Annotated in this window: 12 protein-coding genes; 7 read left to right on the forward strand and 5 right to left on the reverse strand. The window is 51.4% G+C overall.

Annotated elements, in window-relative coordinates; all coding sequences use genetic code 11:
• The 5 genes from KKH67_12635 to KKH67_12655 form a co-directional block, all read right to left on the reverse strand.
• On the reverse strand, window positions 1–909 hold a 909-nt coding region (locus tag KKH67_12635; protein MBU1320026.1), incomplete at its 3' end, for a hypothetical protein.
• 111 nt (window positions 910–1,020) lie between these two features.
• On the reverse strand, window positions 1,021–2,562 hold the full coding sequence (locus KKH67_12640) for a fibronectin type III domain-containing protein (protein ID MBU1320027.1): 1,542 nt from the start codon (window positions 2,560–2,562) through the stop codon (window positions 1,021–1,023).
• Between the two features lie 977 nt (window positions 2,563–3,539).
• Window positions 3,540–4,442, reverse strand: coding sequence for a hypothetical protein (locus KKH67_12645; protein ID MBU1320028.1), 903 nt, complete (start codon window positions 4,440–4,442; stop codon window positions 3,540–3,542).
• A 530-nt stretch (window positions 4,443–4,972) separates the two neighbouring features.
• A complete protein-coding gene (locus KKH67_12650; protein ID MBU1320029.1) occupies window positions 4,973–7,153 on the reverse strand; it encodes a sigma 54-interacting transcriptional regulator in 2,181 nt (726 codons plus the stop codon).
• A 19-nt stretch (window positions 7,154–7,172) separates the two neighbouring features.
• A complete protein-coding gene (locus KKH67_12655) occupies window positions 7,173–7,517 on the reverse strand; it encodes a hypothetical protein (GenBank protein MBU1320030.1) in 345 nt (114 codons plus the stop codon).
• A 733-nt stretch (window positions 7,518–8,250) separates the two neighbouring features.
• On the opposite strand from KKH67_12655, the gene cas3 reads away from it, so the two are divergent.
• Genes cas3 through cas2 form a run of 7 tightly spaced genes read left to right on the forward strand, consistent with a single transcriptional unit; the run spans window position 8,251 to window position 15,868 of the window.
• Window positions 8,251–10,434, forward strand: a complete 2,184-nt coding sequence (gene cas3, locus KKH67_12660; protein MBU1320031.1) for a CRISPR-associated helicase Cas3' — start codon at window positions 8,251–8,253, stop codon at window positions 10,432–10,434.
• A 14-nt stretch (window positions 10,435–10,448) separates the two neighbouring features.
• Window positions 10,449–11,099, forward strand: coding sequence for a type I-C CRISPR-associated protein Cas5c (gene cas5c, locus KKH67_12665; protein ID MBU1320032.1), 651 nt, complete (start codon window positions 10,449–10,451; stop codon window positions 11,097–11,099).
• Complete coding sequence (gene cas8c / locus KKH67_12670) at window positions 11,096–12,826, forward strand: type I-C CRISPR-associated protein Cas8c/Csd1 (protein MBU1320033.1); 1,731 nt, start codon at window positions 11,096–11,098, stop codon at window positions 12,824–12,826. The genes cas5c and cas8c overlap by 4 nt, the downstream gene beginning before the upstream one ends.
• Before the next feature lie 2 nt (window positions 12,827–12,828).
• Window positions 12,829–13,815, forward strand: a complete 987-nt coding sequence (gene cas7c / locus KKH67_12675) for a type I-C CRISPR-associated protein Cas7/Csd2 (GenBank protein MBU1320034.1) — start codon at window positions 12,829–12,831, stop codon at window positions 13,813–13,815.
• Window positions 13,812–14,537, forward strand: coding sequence for a CRISPR-associated protein Cas4 (gene cas4, locus KKH67_12680; GenBank protein ID MBU1320035.1), 726 nt, complete (start codon window positions 13,812–13,814; stop codon window positions 14,535–14,537). Before cas7c ends, cas4 begins: the two co-directional genes overlap by 4 nt.
• Window positions 14,534–15,565, forward strand: coding sequence for a type I-C CRISPR-associated endonuclease Cas1c (gene cas1c, locus KKH67_12685; protein MBU1320036.1), 1,032 nt, complete (start codon window positions 14,534–14,536; stop codon window positions 15,563–15,565). Before cas4 ends, cas1c begins: the two co-directional genes overlap by 4 nt.
• Before the next feature lie 12 nt (window positions 15,566–15,577).
• Window positions 15,578–15,868: a CRISPR-associated endonuclease Cas2 gene (gene cas2 / locus KKH67_12690; GenBank protein ID MBU1320037.1), complete on the forward strand. Its 291-nt coding sequence runs from the start codon at window positions 15,578–15,580 to the stop codon at window positions 15,866–15,868.
• Window positions 15,869–16,168: the final 300 nt, after the last annotated feature.

Genomic DNA, 16,168 nt, shown 5'->3' on the forward strand with positions numbered 1-16,168 from the left:
ATTCACAATCCCGAGGACGTTGGTGCCATGAGCCCAATCAATTCTCTCCTTCGGAGAATCACCAAGGCCGGGACTCGGATCAGAGTCAGGCCCCAGCGAATCGAGGTTGTCTCCCGCAGCATCGTACCAGTGGTAGAGAAGCGTGCTGTCGAAGTCCTCATGGCTCAGATCGAATCCGGCATCGATGATCGCAACGGTAACAGTCTCTCGTTCATCCCAATTGAAGTCTATTGCCTGTTCGAAATGAATATCTGCTCCCGGAAAGATGTTGTTCTTCAGATGCCACTGGTACTGATAGTGGAGATCATTCGGGACATGATCCTGAACCGCTATATTGTAGAAGTTTGGTACTGAGTACTCGACAAGTTCAGACTCATAGAACGTGTTCGATATCTCCAGAAGATCCTCCGCCGATTCAGCGGTCATCCGAAGCATGTATCTCCGATCGTCGACACTGTCTATCTCTCGTATCTCTACATTGTACATCAGAACGAACCCTTCGAACTCTGCAATAGACGCTTCATCGACCACTCTGACTGTGAATTCATCGGTCAGATACACAGGTGTGCTGTCCGGTGTTCCGAGAACCGGGTTCGCTATCTTGACTGCCACATGGTTCCGAAGGTTGATTAGAGCAGAGTCTATAGTCCAGCTATCCAGAATGCCGTATGACCATGTGGAGCCATTGACATTGATCGGTTCGAATGTCGTATCTATGCAGGGCGCATCGACAGTCCTGAGCACTCCCTCACCATCAGGGTTGAGCACTACTGTGACAAGACTGTCACTTATCGGAACGTTGATCTCTTGGCCGAGTGAGTAGTAGTGGTATTCCGCACCCACAGCCGATCCTGCTGAGAGAGCGAGGATCAATGCAAATATCAACAATCCTATTGTTCTGTAAGACATAATATTCCCCTTTCAAGAATTCAGTTCTTTCTTCGAGTCTCAGACTGACTTCCTCTTGAAGACCTGAGTCTCGACCATATTCACATGTCACATCACGGACAGAATCAAGCATTACAAATCGCCGTACGCATCGACTTTGAGGAGGTAGTAATCGCCGGAACTGGCAGGATTGAGGGTCCGCGCCCCGATGATATACCCGCCGTCTGGAGTCGCTGCAATTGACATGGCGCCATCAATGTTGTCACTTCCATATGTCTTTTCCCAGATCAGGTTGCCAGTGCCATCAACTTTGATCAAGTAGACATCGCTATACTCCGCTTCAGGCGGTTTGGTCGCACCAGCCAATATGTATCCGCCATCCGGAGTGGCCACGACGGAATATGCAAGGTCACTCTCCATGCCGCCATACGTCATTTCCCAAATCGTGCTCCCTGATTCGTCTACCTTAGTCACGTAGACGTCCGCCACACTTCGCGTATATCCTCCCACAACATACCCCCCACCCGGAGCTGCAATCACACACCTCGAATCGAATGCGTTCAGTTCTGCTCCCAAGATGTTTTCCCAGACTATTTCTCCTAGATCATCCACTTTCAGCAGCTGAACATAGGGGCCAGAACCTACTATGACAAAACCACCATCAGGAGCTGCAATCGTAGAAAATGGTCCAACATCTACGTCATGGAACTTCTGCCACATCACATCTCCCGCTTCGTCGATTCGCAGTAGCCAGAAGTAACCGGGAGGTGCATCGCCGCTCCAGAAGTCAGCCGTCGCACCAGCAGCTAAGTAGCCTCCACTCGGAGCGACGCAGATTGAGTAGGTAGAATTGTCATGATATCCTTCGAATCCTTTGTACGACCGTCCCCAAACAACTTGGCCTTCTGCATCGAACTTGACGATCAATGCATCCAGCAAGAAGTCAGCATTGAATCCTGTTTCGCCCACCGTGATGTAACCGCCATCCGGCGTAATCGCCACATCCCACGCATCGTCAGCCTTGCCGCCGCCGTAGACCGTCTGCCAGACTATCTCGCCGTACTCGTCAACCTTCACCAGATAAACATCACTGTATCCGGAACCATACGAACTGGTTTGGCCAGCCATCACATACCCGCCATCAGGCGCTACGACTACTTCCTCCAGCAGCTCCTGATATGGTCCGCCATACGTTCGTTCCCAAGTGATGATGAGCGTGTCGGGGGTTTTGGCGGAGATGGTGTTCGATACTTCCGACCAGTTGTGCGATTCATCTGATGTTCGAAGTGCGAAATAGTACTTCGTCATCGGTTCGAGGCCGGTGACTGCGAACGACTCGACAGTGCCAGCAATTGCCGGTGTGTGTGGATTGGTGCAGCTTGTCGCTGAACTCCAATTCGATGAATCGAGCTCTGATGTCGAATATCTGATGTCATACTGCGCCGCTTGTCCTGTGATGCTGTCATCGCCGGGGGCGGTCCAGTTGAGCCGAATACTTCCGCTTGATAAGCTGTCGATTGCGAGATCGGTCGTTGTGGCTGGCGGCTCTCGATCCTGAACAGGATCGATCATCCTGTCGCCCTCGCAGGAGAGCAAGAGCGCAATTACAAATATCAACAGAATGATCGGCAGTGAGATTAGGGGATTGGTTCTCAAATACTTGTGGCTGGACATCATTCCTCCCTTTAGTCAGGTCTCGAAAGACCCCGATTCATACCCCAATCCGGCGCTGAATCGCTTCCAACACCGGTCATTGCAGCATTCCCCCTGGTCATATGCGCCCATCGAGCGCGTCCGTTGCATTCTTGACTCTACTGAAATTAACCCAACCCTTTCGTTCTTGTCAACCATTGAGTTCACCTCACACGACGATCATTCTGCGATTGTTGTCTTGATTCAGGATTACTTGCTCAGCAGGCACCTCCTTTCGTGCTGTCTCATTCATGTCACCGCTGCGCGCCACTCGGGAGAGCGGCCGGGCCCGACATTGTCTCAAACAGTTTCTATCCCCGATGTAAGACCCGGCCTGATGCAGAGCAGTGTCGAGAGCAATGTTTAGACGCTCGTACGTTCAGCCACGTTTCAACTTCCCTCTCTCTCTCCGCATGTGACTCACAGAAACACATTGCAAGTGTCGTGCCGGATGGTGCATCACGTGAAATGTTTGGCTTGCCAGAAAGCACAACTCAGTGATGATTAGGTGGTTAAGGAAACGAGCAGGTGGATCGCGACAGTCACAAGTGATGTGTCGAACTAAGCTGTGACCATTGAATAGTTACGAGTTTTCTTACGAGGTGTTACGAGTCGACATTCTATGCCCTTGTGACACAAGCGATTGAAGATCCGCAACTGTCGCGAATCTTCTGCGAGTTGTCTGCGAGTTGGTGACTGCACCGCCAGAATTCCTCCTAGCGATGCTGGCAGAAGGTGTACTCCTGCAAGAGATAGTGCAGGAGCATACCCGCTGTGCACGCTTAGACAGCAACCTTACAAATGCAAGAACATTCTTTTCTTTGCTAAGAATGAATCATGCAGTCGCTGTCACTTCTGGAGCATATGATAGATGACAATCGCAACGATTGCGGCCGCCAGCGCTATAGCAGTTGTGGCCCAAAGAGGCAATACTCTTGGTCGCTTCAAAGCACTCTCCTTCATAACAGCTGTTCAAGTGCACAGCCGATGGTTGTTCCCAGCATGCCCGCTCCACATCCGATACCGAAGCAGGCAGGCCACGCCAAAGCTGAAAAAATACACGCTACCGCTGCAGAATAACAAGTAGCATTATACCCAATAGCTAGACACTTCAGGTACTGGTTCCAGTCCCAAACATCTGGATCACGCGGATCGGGCGGATCTGTAAGAGGCGCAAGGGATGGCTTCTGATCGTAGAACGCCCATGTGCTTGGTCGAAATGACTCGGTCCACATCATCCGACCGTAAGATCCGTCCGGAAGCTGCTCCAGGCCGACCTGGTACTCCAAACCCTCATCGTCACCCCAATAGAGAGAAGGGTAGTTACCGTAGAATACCTTTTCGAGTTGAGCATGCCACCTCTGGCCATTATAATTCGTATACTTTATCAGAGCGAGCGATTCTTCAGAAGAATCTGCAGTCGGCTGCTCAAACGCAAGCATCGTTATCTCAACTGAGATCGTATCACCAACCTCCCAGGGATTGTCTCCAATCATCTCTTCGGTGACCTCAGCAGAGGTGGCGATGTATTTGCATCTCTTGTGTGCTATGCTGAATCCTTGATTTGCCAAGTAGATCTCCGTGATCACGATCTGATCCAAATTAAGAGCGGACATAATATGAGCCTGCCCAACTTGACTTCCGTACATGTAAAGCGTACCTGTATACACGATACCGGTAGATGGATCTTCCGATGAGAATGGCCAAATGACCCCCTCATGCATCGCTGATCCGCTCAAAGGTTCCCCTTCTGTCAACTCCGCAGACGCATTCGTCGTAACGTCCTTCTCAGTGCAGCCGATGAAGACTGTCGGCAACATGTACACCCCTATTAGCACCAAATGAAGAATCTTGTTAAACATAACCTACCACCCTTTCCGTCGGTCTCCAACAACAATCTCGTCTTTACCTTTCTTTCTGTTTGTTCATCGCTCTCTGTACCACCTCCTTCGGGAGAGAGGCCGGGCTCTATGCGCTTGCATTCCCTGTCCCCCGTACAGAACCCGGCCTGGTACTCTGCAGTGTCGAGAGGTTTCCTTAGACGTTCACGTATCCAGCCACTAGTCTTTCTTCCCCCTCGCTGTCCGTGAGTGGCTGAATAATCATATGGCAAAGGATGTGCCAAAAGGAAACGACTGCGTGATATCCTGTTCGGTCCGAGGTGCAACTCAGTGACTAGCAGTATGATAGGTGGTGGTGGGTGTTGATCGCGATAGTGACTAGTGATGGGTCGAGAGAAGCTACGACCATTGAATAGTTACGAGTTTTCTACGAGGTGTTGCGAGTCGACTTTCTATGCCCTTGTTACACAAGCAATTGATGATTCGCAACTCTTGCGAATGTTCTGCGAGTTGTCTGCGAGTTTGCGAATTGAATGGAGGAGGACGGAAGATCAGATATCGAGCTTCTTCATTTGATAACGGAGGGTCGATTCAGGAATGCCGAGTTCGCGCGCTGTTTTAGACTGATTGCCGTCGTTGTGGCGCAGCGCGTCCATCAGTTGCTCCCGTTCCACAGAGAATTCGTCGATGCGCACATCGGTCTTGCCTGTGGCACTCAGCACTTTCAGCAAATCATCAATGCTGTCTCCCGGAGCAAGAGCCATCATGCGATTGATCTCGAATTTCAGCTCACGGATATTCCCCGGCCAGTCGCGATTCTTGAGGCGTTCAAGCAAAAGTTCGAAGTTGCGATTGTCAGTCGATGCACTGTCGAAGCCGGTTCCCTGAAGGAAGAACTCGATAAGCAGCCTGATATCGTCGTGGCGGTCACGGAGCGGGGGAAGGTGGATTGGCATCTCCTGCAAGCGAAAATAGAGATCACTGCGGAAATGACCCAATTCCATCATCTGCTTCAGGTCAAGGTTGGTCGCTGCGATAAACCGCACATCGACCTTGATGTCGGAAGTCGTTCCGAGCCTCCGAACACTCTTAGTATCGAGTGCTCTCAGTAGCTTCGTTTGCGCATCAGGTGGCGCATCGCCGATCTCATCGAAATAGAAAGTGCCTCCCTCAGCCGATTCGATCAGCCCGACTTTGTCATACGCCGCGCCCGTGTATGTCCCTTTGCGGTAACCGAAAAGCTCCGATTCCAGCAGTTCGGAGGGAAGTGCGGCAGTGTTCACAATCCGGAACGGTTTGTCGGCGCGATTCGACGATCTGTGGATGTACTCAGCCAGAAGATCTTTACCGGTGCCGGTTTCGCCGGTGATTAGCACCGTGTGCGTAGTGTCCTTGATTCTCTCGACTGTCGCGAGTATCTCTTTCATCCGCCGATTGGCGGTGATAATAGTCGGCGCAACCTGCCCGCTTCTTGCCAATGCCACAGACACTTCCGCGCTTCTGCGCTGATCGGCAATCGCGCTCTCAACCTGATCGACACGTTTTGGGACTTCCATTTCGATGAAGAGCATCCGCGACATCTCGAGGTGACGGAGTCGTTCATCGAAGCTGTATGACTCCGACTTGCCGGCTGCGAGATATGACAGCGCAAGTTCATAACGAGCGCCTATCTCGCGCAGAAGGTCGATCGACTTCTTGAAGTAGTCGCGAGCGGTGTCAGTTTCTTTCTTGTGAGTATATATCTGACCGTAAGCACGCCAGAGCGCGCCGAGTTCGATTCGTTCGTTGATTTTCGTGATAGCCGCCCCGGCTTTAGCTGCTGTCTTCTCGGCAATATCGAACTTCTCTTCAGCAATGTCGACATCCGTCAGCATTCGCAATGTCTGTGCAACCGCCGATGCAGTCGGTTCCGGCATATCGAGGACTTGCTGATAGTACTCGCGCGCCTTGGCGTAGTTGCCTTCGGAGCACTCGATAGCGCCCAAGAGCTCATTGCATACAGCTTCGTCGCAAGCGCTTTTCAATTCGACGAAGATGCGTTTGGCACGATGCACCGTTGCCCGTGCGTCGGAATGCTCTACTCTAAGAATTGCGCTCATGCCTCGCAACTGAAGGACGTGTCCCGTAGCAGAGATGGTAGAACCTGCGTCACTCACCGAATTCAGAATCTCACTCGCCTCCCTTATCTTTCCCATTAAGAGCAGGACCCTTGCCAAGTTTCGTCGGTTACTGTCAACTCTTTTTTGAGAGTGATATTCGATGGCGAGAGAAACCGTTTTCTTAAGCACATCGCAAGATTGGTTCAAATTACCCATAATGTAGTGCAGACGCGCAAGGTTGTTCAGCGGAAAGAGAAGTGATTCGTTGTCCAGCGCCTTCCTGTAGAAAACGTACGACTCAAGGAACGCTTCTTCAGCATCTTTGAATCGTCCCAAATCTACCAGAATGAGGCCGAGAACGAGTTTCATGTCTGCATATAGCGTGTCTCTGGTTGCTTCTCGCATCAAGCGCATTGCAACCCTTATTTTCAGAAGTGCAGCCTTCTGTCGGCCCATTCTATAAAGAGTTTTCGCGAACAGGTAATAATACTCTGCAATGTCAGTCCGGGACTCCGAGGCTATCACACTTCGGACTTTTCCGAGTCGGAACTGAGCCTCAGCGAATTGCTCATTCTGAATTAGCTCGTCGACTCTTGACCTGATGTGGTCTATAACAGACAATGCTTCTCTCATCACAGAAGATCCGTTGTGCTCATTTCAGATCTGTCTCCCAACCGTTATCATCCCCCTCCGGCCGTCTATCACTTAATCTCTTACCGGGGGGAGTATCGGAAAGGCTTGGCCCCTCTATTTGGATCACAATTATGCCGGTCAGCGGCGAAGCGATTATCAGATACCTCTCAACTACAGGTCTCAGTGACCTTTGCGCTAACTTTGGTGGGAATGTTTCGTTTTCGCGGGCAGGAGTGATTTCATCGGCGGCAGAGCTTCTGCTCGATGTGGCCGATGTCGCGCTGTCTGTAGCATGCGAGATCGGGGGAACAACCAATCCCAGCATGAACAACGCGAGGGTGAGGGACAGGATCACCCGTTTCATTGTCACATCTCCCGTTAGAGTACTATATATTCTTCAAATGCTCTCTGCTCAGTTCTCAGGATCGCCCTTCCGTATGTCGGAGCAAACAGAAATGCCGACTTACAATACACCAGTATTCTATCGCTCTAAGTATAAGAGAACCCACTGTCAGAACCTGTCAGTGGAAAACCCAGTTTTTCGACTTATCTTGTGTTTTTTCCTATCCGGAAATCTTGGTACTGGATCGGTTTGGATTCCGACCCAGCAGGAGACTTCGCATCAATTTCCTTAGAGTCTATGTCCCGTCTTGAATTGCGTATTTGGACTTACGACCCACTGACAGTTCGCCACTACCTAAGCGGATTTTCATGGGCACATTCTGAATCTTCATGCCTTTCTTGCACGAGCCGTCGTCATTGAAGTCAGTAAACTGCTCCCCATTAATGACAGTTGAATATTGAGCTAGTATTATAGCGGTTGGACATTCAAAGGAGTTCAGCCATGAAGCGAAGACAATTGGATTCAAAGGCGAACGCTAATATCATCGCCTTAGCACTTGTCTAAAGGGACAGTATGTGATATTGTAGCAGTCAGAGGTCCGGTGTGATGCAGAGGCCTTATGCGATCTGGAATGGCTAGTCAGCAATGGAACGAGGTCACCTCGGGATTTCAATCTGTTTGGCTTCCGTCATTGCAGCGCAGAATCGGAGTCAGGACATCACCACTAGCTTAGTAGAAATAGGAGGGCTGCCAGTTGAGTAGCAGCGAAGCAATTGCACACACATCTACTGACGCTCGCGTACACAGTCTAATTGATCATCTCAAAGGTACTGCCGGGCGCTGTGCGGCTTTTGCATCATCGTTTGGATGCAGCGAATGGGGGCACTTGGCCGGCCTTTGGCACGACATCGGGAAGTATTCGATCGAGTTTCAGCGCAAGATACGAGCTGTGGGTGGCGAGGATGCACACATTGAAGCAATGGCAAAGGTTGATCATTCCACGGCAGGAGCTCAACACGCGACCAAGTGTCTTGGCGGATCGTCCGGCAAGGTTCTCGCGTACATAATCGCAGGACATCATGCAGGCGTTCCAGACGGATTCTCGACTGAATCCTGCCTTCGCAGTCGACTCGACAAGCAAATTCCGTCCTACGATAAGTGTCCACAGGAAGTCCTCGAACCCAAGCGATTAGTATTGCCATTCACACTCACTGCTGACTCCGCAGGAATTCAGATCAGCATGCTAATAAGGACGCTCTACTCCTGCCTTGTCGACGCCGACTTCCTCGACACCGAAGCGTTCATGTCCCCGCAGAAGGGCCAGAAGAGGCTCGGCTACAAGACGCTAAGTGAACATGAGCATGTATTCTTTGAAGAACTTGAGAAACTGCAAAGGGCGGCATCTCCGTCGGAAGTAAATCGGCAAAGGGATATCATTCTTGACCAGTGCCTCAACGCGAGTGAGCAAGAGATGGGGTTGTTCTCTCTTACGGTGCCGACGGGCGGCGGCAAGACACTCTCATCCATGGCGTTTGCTCTGAGGCATGCCAAGAAACACGGACTGCGAAGGGTGATCTATGTCATCCCATACACCAGCATCATTGAACAGAATGCGGATGTCTTCCGAAGGAAGTTGGGCAAGGACGCTGTTCTCGAGCACCACAGCAACTTCGAACCGGAAGAGGAAGATCACCGTTCAAGGCTGGCTGCCGAGAATTGGGATGCGCCTATTATCGTTACTACGAATGTGCAGTTTTTTGAGAGCCTATTCGCGAATAGATCCAGCCGATGTCGCAAGCTTCATAACATCGCGCAGAGCGTGGTCATTCTCGATGAGGTCCAAACGCTGCCAGCGCCTCTCCTGCTTCCATGCTTAGAAGCCCTGAAGGAGCTTTCGGCTCACTATCGAACGAGCATCGTCCTCTGCAGCGCTACCCAGCCAGCCGTCCAAAAGAGATCCGATTTCTTGAGAGGACTGGAAGATGTTAGAGAAATAGTCGCCAATCCGCAGAAGCTGGCGACAGTCATGAAAAGGACCAGCCTCAATATTCTTCCAAAGACTCCGGACTCTGAACTCGCCCGACTCCTGGCAGAGCATAAGCAGGTTCTCTGCATTGTGAATACCAGGAAACACGCCAAAGATCTCTACCATCTCATGCAGGGCGAAAACGGAGTCCGCCATCTCAGCGCTCTGATGTGTCCTGCTCACAGAAGCCAAAAGCTCCAAAGCATTCGCCACGAGCTTGACAAAGGAGAACCCTGTCGCGTGATAAGCACGCAGCTCATTGAGGCTGGTGTTGATATCGATTTCCCGGTGGTCTTCCGATCGTTGGCAGGAATAGACTCCATCGCTCAAGCTTCTGGAAGATGCAACAGGGAAGGCAAAAGGGAAACGGGACAGGTTTTTGTTTTCACTCCGGAAGCCGGCGTGCCAGCCGGACACTTCAGACAGACTACACAGGCAACCGAATCAGTCATGCGTAGGCATCCTTCCGACGTGTTGTCGCTTGCTGCAGTCGAAGATTACTTTCGGTTCTACTACTGGTCAAAGGGCGACGCTCTGCTGGATGAAGAAGGCATTCTCGCCATGCTTAAGGTCGGTTGCAGCAAAGGAGATTTCCCGTTCAAGACTATTGCCAAGAAGTTCCGGTTCATCAAAGAGTACATGAAGCCGATTGTCATCCCGTACGATGGCGAGGCGAAGAAACTCATTCATTCAATTGACTTCAAGGATTACCCAGCGGGATTATCTCGCAAACTTCAGAAATACACGGTGTCTCTGAATCCGTGGCAATGGGATCATCTACTGTCAATCGGTAGCATTGAGATGAAGGCAGGCATGTTCCCTGTTCTACTTGACGAAGGACTATACAACGACAATACAGGTCTCTCCGTGGACGAACCCCTGGAGAGAGAACCAGAATCTCTGTACATCTAAAAAGAGGAGGTTAAATGGCATTCGGAGTGAAACTCAAGGTCTGGGGAGATTACGCCTGTTTCACCAGACCTGAAATGAAGGTCGAGAGGGTCAGCTATGACGTAATGACCCCATCGGCCGCAAGGGCGGTGCTGGAGGCCGTCTATTGGAAGCCTTCAATAAGGTGGGTAGTTGACCGCATCCACGTGCTGAACCCCATCCGATTCATGAACATCAGGCGAAACGAAGTGGCAAGCAAGATACCACTCAAAAACGTTACAGCTGCCATGAAGGATCCGCATGCATCGCTTGCTCTTTTCATAGAGGATGACCGGCAGCAGCGGGTGGCGATGGTACTGCGCGATGTCTGTTACGGGATAGAAGCGCATTTCGATTATACAGGCGACGAAGACAAGAGCGATGGCAAGCATCTCGATATGTTCAATCGCAGAGCGAGAGAAGGGCAGTGCTTCACCCAGCCATACCTCGGCTGCCGTGAGTTCTCGGCTAACTTTGAACCCGTGGACGAATTCCCGCCCTCACCGCTGACAGGGAAGCAGGATCTCGGGTGGATGCTTCACGAAATCGATTTTGCCAATGACATGGAAGCCAGGTTCTTCCGGGCCGAGATGGTCGACGGCATTATAGACGTGCCACTCTTTGTCAGAGAAGTGGTGAAGACATGATACTACAAGCGTTGTATAGCTACTACACCCGCTTGGCAGAGCAAGAGCGTGTTCCCCCCATAGGATTCAGTGAAGAGAATGTGGGCTTCATCCTGGAGATAGCCGAAGATGGTCGCCTCATTCAGGAGTGGGATATTCGGCACAGAGTGGGAGCCAATCTGCGGCCAGTGTTGAGAGAGATTCCGTACACCAATGCAGTCGAAGTGCGCTCAAGCAACTTCGAAGCCAATTTCCTTGTGGACAAAGCGGCATTTCTCCTGGGCAATGATGCAAAAACCAAACCCCAAAGACTGGAGAAATCGCACGCGAAATTCAAAGATCTTCTCACTGCTGTCCGCAGTCTCACAGATGACGCGGGACTGGCAGCCGTGTGCCGGTTCTATGAAACATGGAATCCTTCCAGCGCCAGCAGGATTCTCAACTACTGGACTGACATTGCTGGTGACAACAGTGGTTTTGTTGCTTTCAAGCTCGAAGGTGAGACTCAATGCGTTCATGAGCGGGAGGCTGTTCGGAAAGCGTGGACTAAGTATATTTCAGAAAAGGGTGATTCGATTATCGGGCAGTGCCTGATCACTGGAACAACCGGCCCCATTCAACGAACCCATGCCCAATTCAAGGGGCTCAGAGGGGGACAGTCTTCAGGCAAGTCCGTTGTCTCGTTCAACATTCCGGCGGCAGAGTCCTACGGCAAGACGCAGGCCTACAATTCACCGGTGTCCGTGACGGCTGAGTTTTGCGCTTCAACCGCTCTGAAGTATCTTATCCGATCCGAGGGACACAAGGTGTATTTCAACAATACCGCCGTTCTTTTTTGGACAGAAAGAGACTCGCCTGTTGAGAGATTCTTTGGTCTCATTGTCGACCCTCGTGACTCGTCCGGAGACGACAATGAACTTGCTGTCTTTCTCGAAACTGTTCGCGAAGGCAAGTTTCCGCCAAGTTACGATCCGGAGATGAAGTTCTACATACTCGGACTTTCACCCAACGCTGCCCGTCTTAGCGTCCGCTTCTGGCATGTCAGTACAGTGAAGGATATCAGCGAGAGACTGGGACAGCATTTTCGAGACTTGTCGATGATCAGGCCATTTGACAGCGATCCTGAGTATCCGGGGATGTGGAAGCTGCTCAGGGAGACATCCAACCAGAAGTCGAAAGACGGGCCGTCTCCGCTTCTCGGCGGAGCTGTCATGCAGTCAATACTGAGCGGAACACTCTACCCGCAGCAGTTGCTTTCCGTGACCATCGGGAGGATACGTGCGGAACAGAACATCAATTACATGCGAGCGGCGATCATCAAGGCCGTACTCGTTAGAAAAAAGCGCATACTTGATCAGGGAATGGAGGTACCAATGGCGCTCGACAAGGAGAACAGGAACGTAGCCTATCTACTCGGCAGGCTCTTTGCCGTGTTGGAGAAGGCACAAAAGGACGCAATTCCCCGCGTGAAAACGACTATCAAAGACAGGTTCTATGGCTCGGCATCGGCGTCGCCACGAATCGTCTTTGCCCAACTCATAAAGGGTGCCCAGTACCACATTCAGAATGCGAAATACGGGAAGCTGTGGGATAAGCAGATAGAAGAGATCGTCGGCAACATACAGGAAATCCCCGCCCATCTGGGACTCGACGAGCAAGGCGCATTTGCCATCGGCTATTACCATCAGCGCCAAGATCCTTTCAGGAAGAGCAACGACCAGTCACCAGATCAAGATAAGGAGCTTTAGCAATGTCTAAGCCAGTCGAGAATCGATATGAGTTCGTGCTGCTGTTCGATGTCGAGAACGGCAACCCCAATGGCGATCCGGATGCTGGGAACATGCCCCGCATCGACCCGGAAACGAACTTCGGCATTGTCACCGATGTCTGCCTGAAACGCAAGATAAGGGATTATGTCTTAGTCTGCAAAGAACGAGCGCCACGCTACGACATCTTTATCAAGCAGGGTGTAATTCTAAACCAGCTCATAGAAAGCGCATATTCACAGAGCATAGAAGTGAGGGAAGCGCTGGAAGAGTGGAAGACATGGCAGAAAAACAAGAAGAAGGCGACGAAGCCGACGAAGCACTATGAGGACATAGCCAAGAACTGGATGTGTGACAATTTCTTCGATGTGCGCACTTTTGGCGCAGTAATGAGCACTGGAAGTGACAAGGGAGATGCTTCAACGGCAGAGAGCAGTAATGATACCGAGGCATCCGGCAGGAGCAAGAGCAAGATCAGAATGACTGCCGGCCAAGTGCGCGGCCCGGTGCAGATGAATTTCGCCAAATCTGTGGAAGAAATAGTACCACGCGATATATCCATGTCGCGGGTATGTGCTGCAAGTGAAGACAATCCTGAACAATTCGGTCTCGGGCCGCGAAAGAGTATAGTCCCCTACGGGCTTTATCGCGCGGAAGGTTATATCTCTGCTCACCTGGCAAAACAAACCGGTTTCAACGATGACGACCTTTCTCTTCTGTGGAAGGCTCTTACAGAAATGTTCGATCATGACCGTTCGGCGGCGAGAGGGAAGATGACAACTCGCGCCCTTGTGGCGTTCAGGCATGACAGTGCAATGGGCAATGCTCCGGCTCATGCGCTGCTCGAGAGGTTCAAGGTGTTAAGAGAGACATCCGGCTCACCTGCGAGATCGTTCGCCGACTACAAGGTCGATCTCGATGAAGCGAACATGCCCAAGGGCGTAACCGCGATGAAGCTCCTTTGGCCATGACATACACGGAAGAAGACTTGCTTCCCCTGTCGGGTCTCCAGCACCTCGTCTTCTGTGAGCGGCAATGGGCGCTGATTCATCTCGAACAGCAGTGGGCGGAGAATCGGTTGACTGCGGAGGGTCGAATTACACACGATAGATCGCACCGAGACGAAGTAGAACTGCGTGGTGATCTGCGAATTGTGCGTGGTCTGCGCATTCACTCTCTGAAACTCGGACTTGTTGGCATGGCCGATGTAGTGGAATTTTCGAGGACTTCGGAAATACCGTCGATTGATTCATCCACAGAGGCCGTTCGCATTCCTGGAGTTAAAGGACTCTGGCGGCCATTTCCTGTAGAGTACAAAAGAGGCAGGCCAAAACCGGATAACTGCGACAAAGTTCAGCTATGCGCCCAGGCGATGTGTTTAGAGGAGATGCTTAGTATAACAGTCAGCACTGGAGCAGTCTTCTACGGCCAGCCGCGCCGAAGGCTTGATGTGGAATTTGACGGCGATTTGCGAGCGGAGACGGAGGAATACTCTGCCCAAATGCACGAATTATACAATTCCGGCAGGACCCCAGCCGTCGCGTACGAGAAGAAGTGCAGCAGTTGCTCATTGTTAGAGCTGTGTATTCCAAAAGTCACTGCGTCTGCTCATAGATCGCAGCGTTACATTGAATCTGCTTTAAAGGAACTCGGGTTGACCGGTAATTCCGATGGAAGGGGGACACCGAAGTGATTAGGCTCCTGAATACTCTTTATGTTACGACCCACGGTGCCTACCTGTCAAAGGACGGCGATTCGATTGTGGTCAGCGTTGGAAGTGAAGAGAAGCTCCGCGTGCCGATTCGTATCTTAGGTGGCATAGTCTGCTTCGGGAACGTGACGTGTACGCCTTTCTTGTTGAGCCTGTGCGGAAAGCACAATGTCACAGTGTCGTTTATGACCGAGTATGGGCGCTTTCTGGCCCGCGTACAAGGACCTGTCCATGGGAATGTCCTTCTACGACGAGAGCAATATCGGAAAGCTGACGACCGGAACTGTGCAGAGACCATTGCCCGCGCTGTTGTTATTGCTAAAATAGTGAATTGTCGCAGCGTACTGTTGCGAGCCGCACGCGATAGGCCGGATCTTCCTGCCGCTGCAGCCTTGAGACAAGCGGCAGAACGGCTTGCCGCTTCGATTCAACGTCTGCGAAAACATACCGATCTCGATTCCGTTCGTGGAACTGAGGGAATTGCAGCGGCTGACTACTTTGGTGCATTCGACAATTTGATCACGGCTCAGAAGGAGAATTTCTTTTTCCGTGCTCGATCCAGACGGCCTCCGCTGGACTCGATGAATGCTCTGCTTTCATTTCTCTACACGCTGCTAACACATGACGTTGCTTCAGCGCTTGAGGGCGTTGGCCTTGATCCGTGTGTTGGGTTTCTTCATCGTGATCGCCCGGGACGTCCCAGCTTGGCATTAGACTTGGTCGAAGAGCTCAGGCCGATTCTGGCTGACCGTGTAGCTTTAGCGCTCGTAAACAGAAAGCAGATCACCGCCAGCAATTTCAAGGTGACTGAGTCCGGTGCGGTCATGATGGATGATGCTGGGCGAAAAGTGGTTCTCGTTACGTACCAGGAACGCAAAAGAGAAGAGCTGACACACCCGTTTCTGCAAGAAAAGTTCGCACTCGGTCTCTTGCCGCATGCTCAGTCTCTTCTGCTTGCTCGGCATCTGCGCGGAGACCTAGACGAGTACCCGCCATTCATATGGAAATAGGGAGATGATCCGATGCTGGTCCTTGTAACATATGATGTGAACACCGAATCCTCGGAAGGAAAGAAAAGGCTGCGACAGGTTGCAAAAATATGCAAGAACTACGGACAGCGCGTTCAGAACTCGGTTTTCGAATGTCTGGTCGAGCCAGCTCAATGGACGGTATTACGGGAGAAACTGGTGGATACAATTGACGAGGACAAAGATAGCTTGCGGGCATATTTCCTCGGAGCGAACTGGAAGCGGCGCATTGAACATGTTGGAGCTAAACCCACCTATGATCCGGAGGGACCGCTCATCTTGTAGTGCCGCGAACGTGAAGCTCGCAGGAATTACTAAGGGGGTTCGCGGGCACCAGATATGAAGAAGTTAAAGGAGATTATGTGCATGTAAGAAACATTCATCGTACGCACGACACTGCTTTGGGGGGAGGTTCGCGCAATGTAGCTTGTTAGTAATTGTGTCGTAGCGAGTTACATGTCTCGCAGTCGCCCCCTTCGCGGGGGCGTGGATTGAAACGCGCTGACGTAATCCTCGAAGAATATGGTTGTTAGTCGCCCCCTTCGCGGGGGCGTGGATTGAAACTGGTTGACGACTCTCGAGTGG

The sequence above is a fragment of the Candidatus Zixiibacteriota bacterium genome (assembly GCA_018820315.1).
GTDB lineage: Bacteria > Zixibacteria > MSB-5A5 > JAABVY01 > JAHJOQ01 > JAHJOQ01.

What these genes read in the sequence shown, in the direction of transcription:
- KKH67_12640 (MBU1320027.1), bottom strand. Translation starts at nt 2,562, where the DNA reads ATGTCCAGCCACAAGTATTTGAGAACCAATCCCCTAATCTCACTGCCG.
- KKH67_12645 (MBU1320028.1), bottom strand. Translation starts at nt 4,442, where the DNA reads ATGTTTAACAAGATTCTTCATTTGGTGCTAATAGGGGTGTACATGTTG.
- KKH67_12650 (MBU1320029.1), bottom strand. Translation starts at nt 7,153, where the DNA reads ATGAGAGAAGCATTGTCTGTTATAGACCACATCAGGTCAAGAGTCGAC.
- KKH67_12655 (MBU1320030.1), bottom strand. Translation starts at nt 7,517, where the DNA reads ATGAAACGGGTGATCCTGTCCCTCACCCTCGCGTTGTTCATGCTGGGA.
- cas5c (MBU1320032.1), top strand. Translation starts at nt 10,449, where the DNA reads ATGGCATTCGGAGTGAAACTCAAGGTCTGGGGAGATTACGCCTGTTTC.
- cas8c (MBU1320033.1), top strand. Translation starts at nt 11,096, where the DNA reads ATGATACTACAAGCGTTGTATAGCTACTACACCCGCTTGGCAGAGCAA.
- cas7c (MBU1320034.1), top strand. Translation starts at nt 12,829, where the DNA reads ATGTCTAAGCCAGTCGAGAATCGATATGAGTTCGTGCTGCTGTTCGAT.
- cas4 (MBU1320035.1), top strand. Translation starts at nt 13,812, where the DNA reads ATGACATACACGGAAGAAGACTTGCTTCCCCTGTCGGGTCTCCAGCAC.
- cas2 (MBU1320037.1), top strand. Translation starts at nt 15,578, where the DNA reads ATGCTGGTCCTTGTAACATATGATGTGAACACCGAATCCTCGGAAGGA.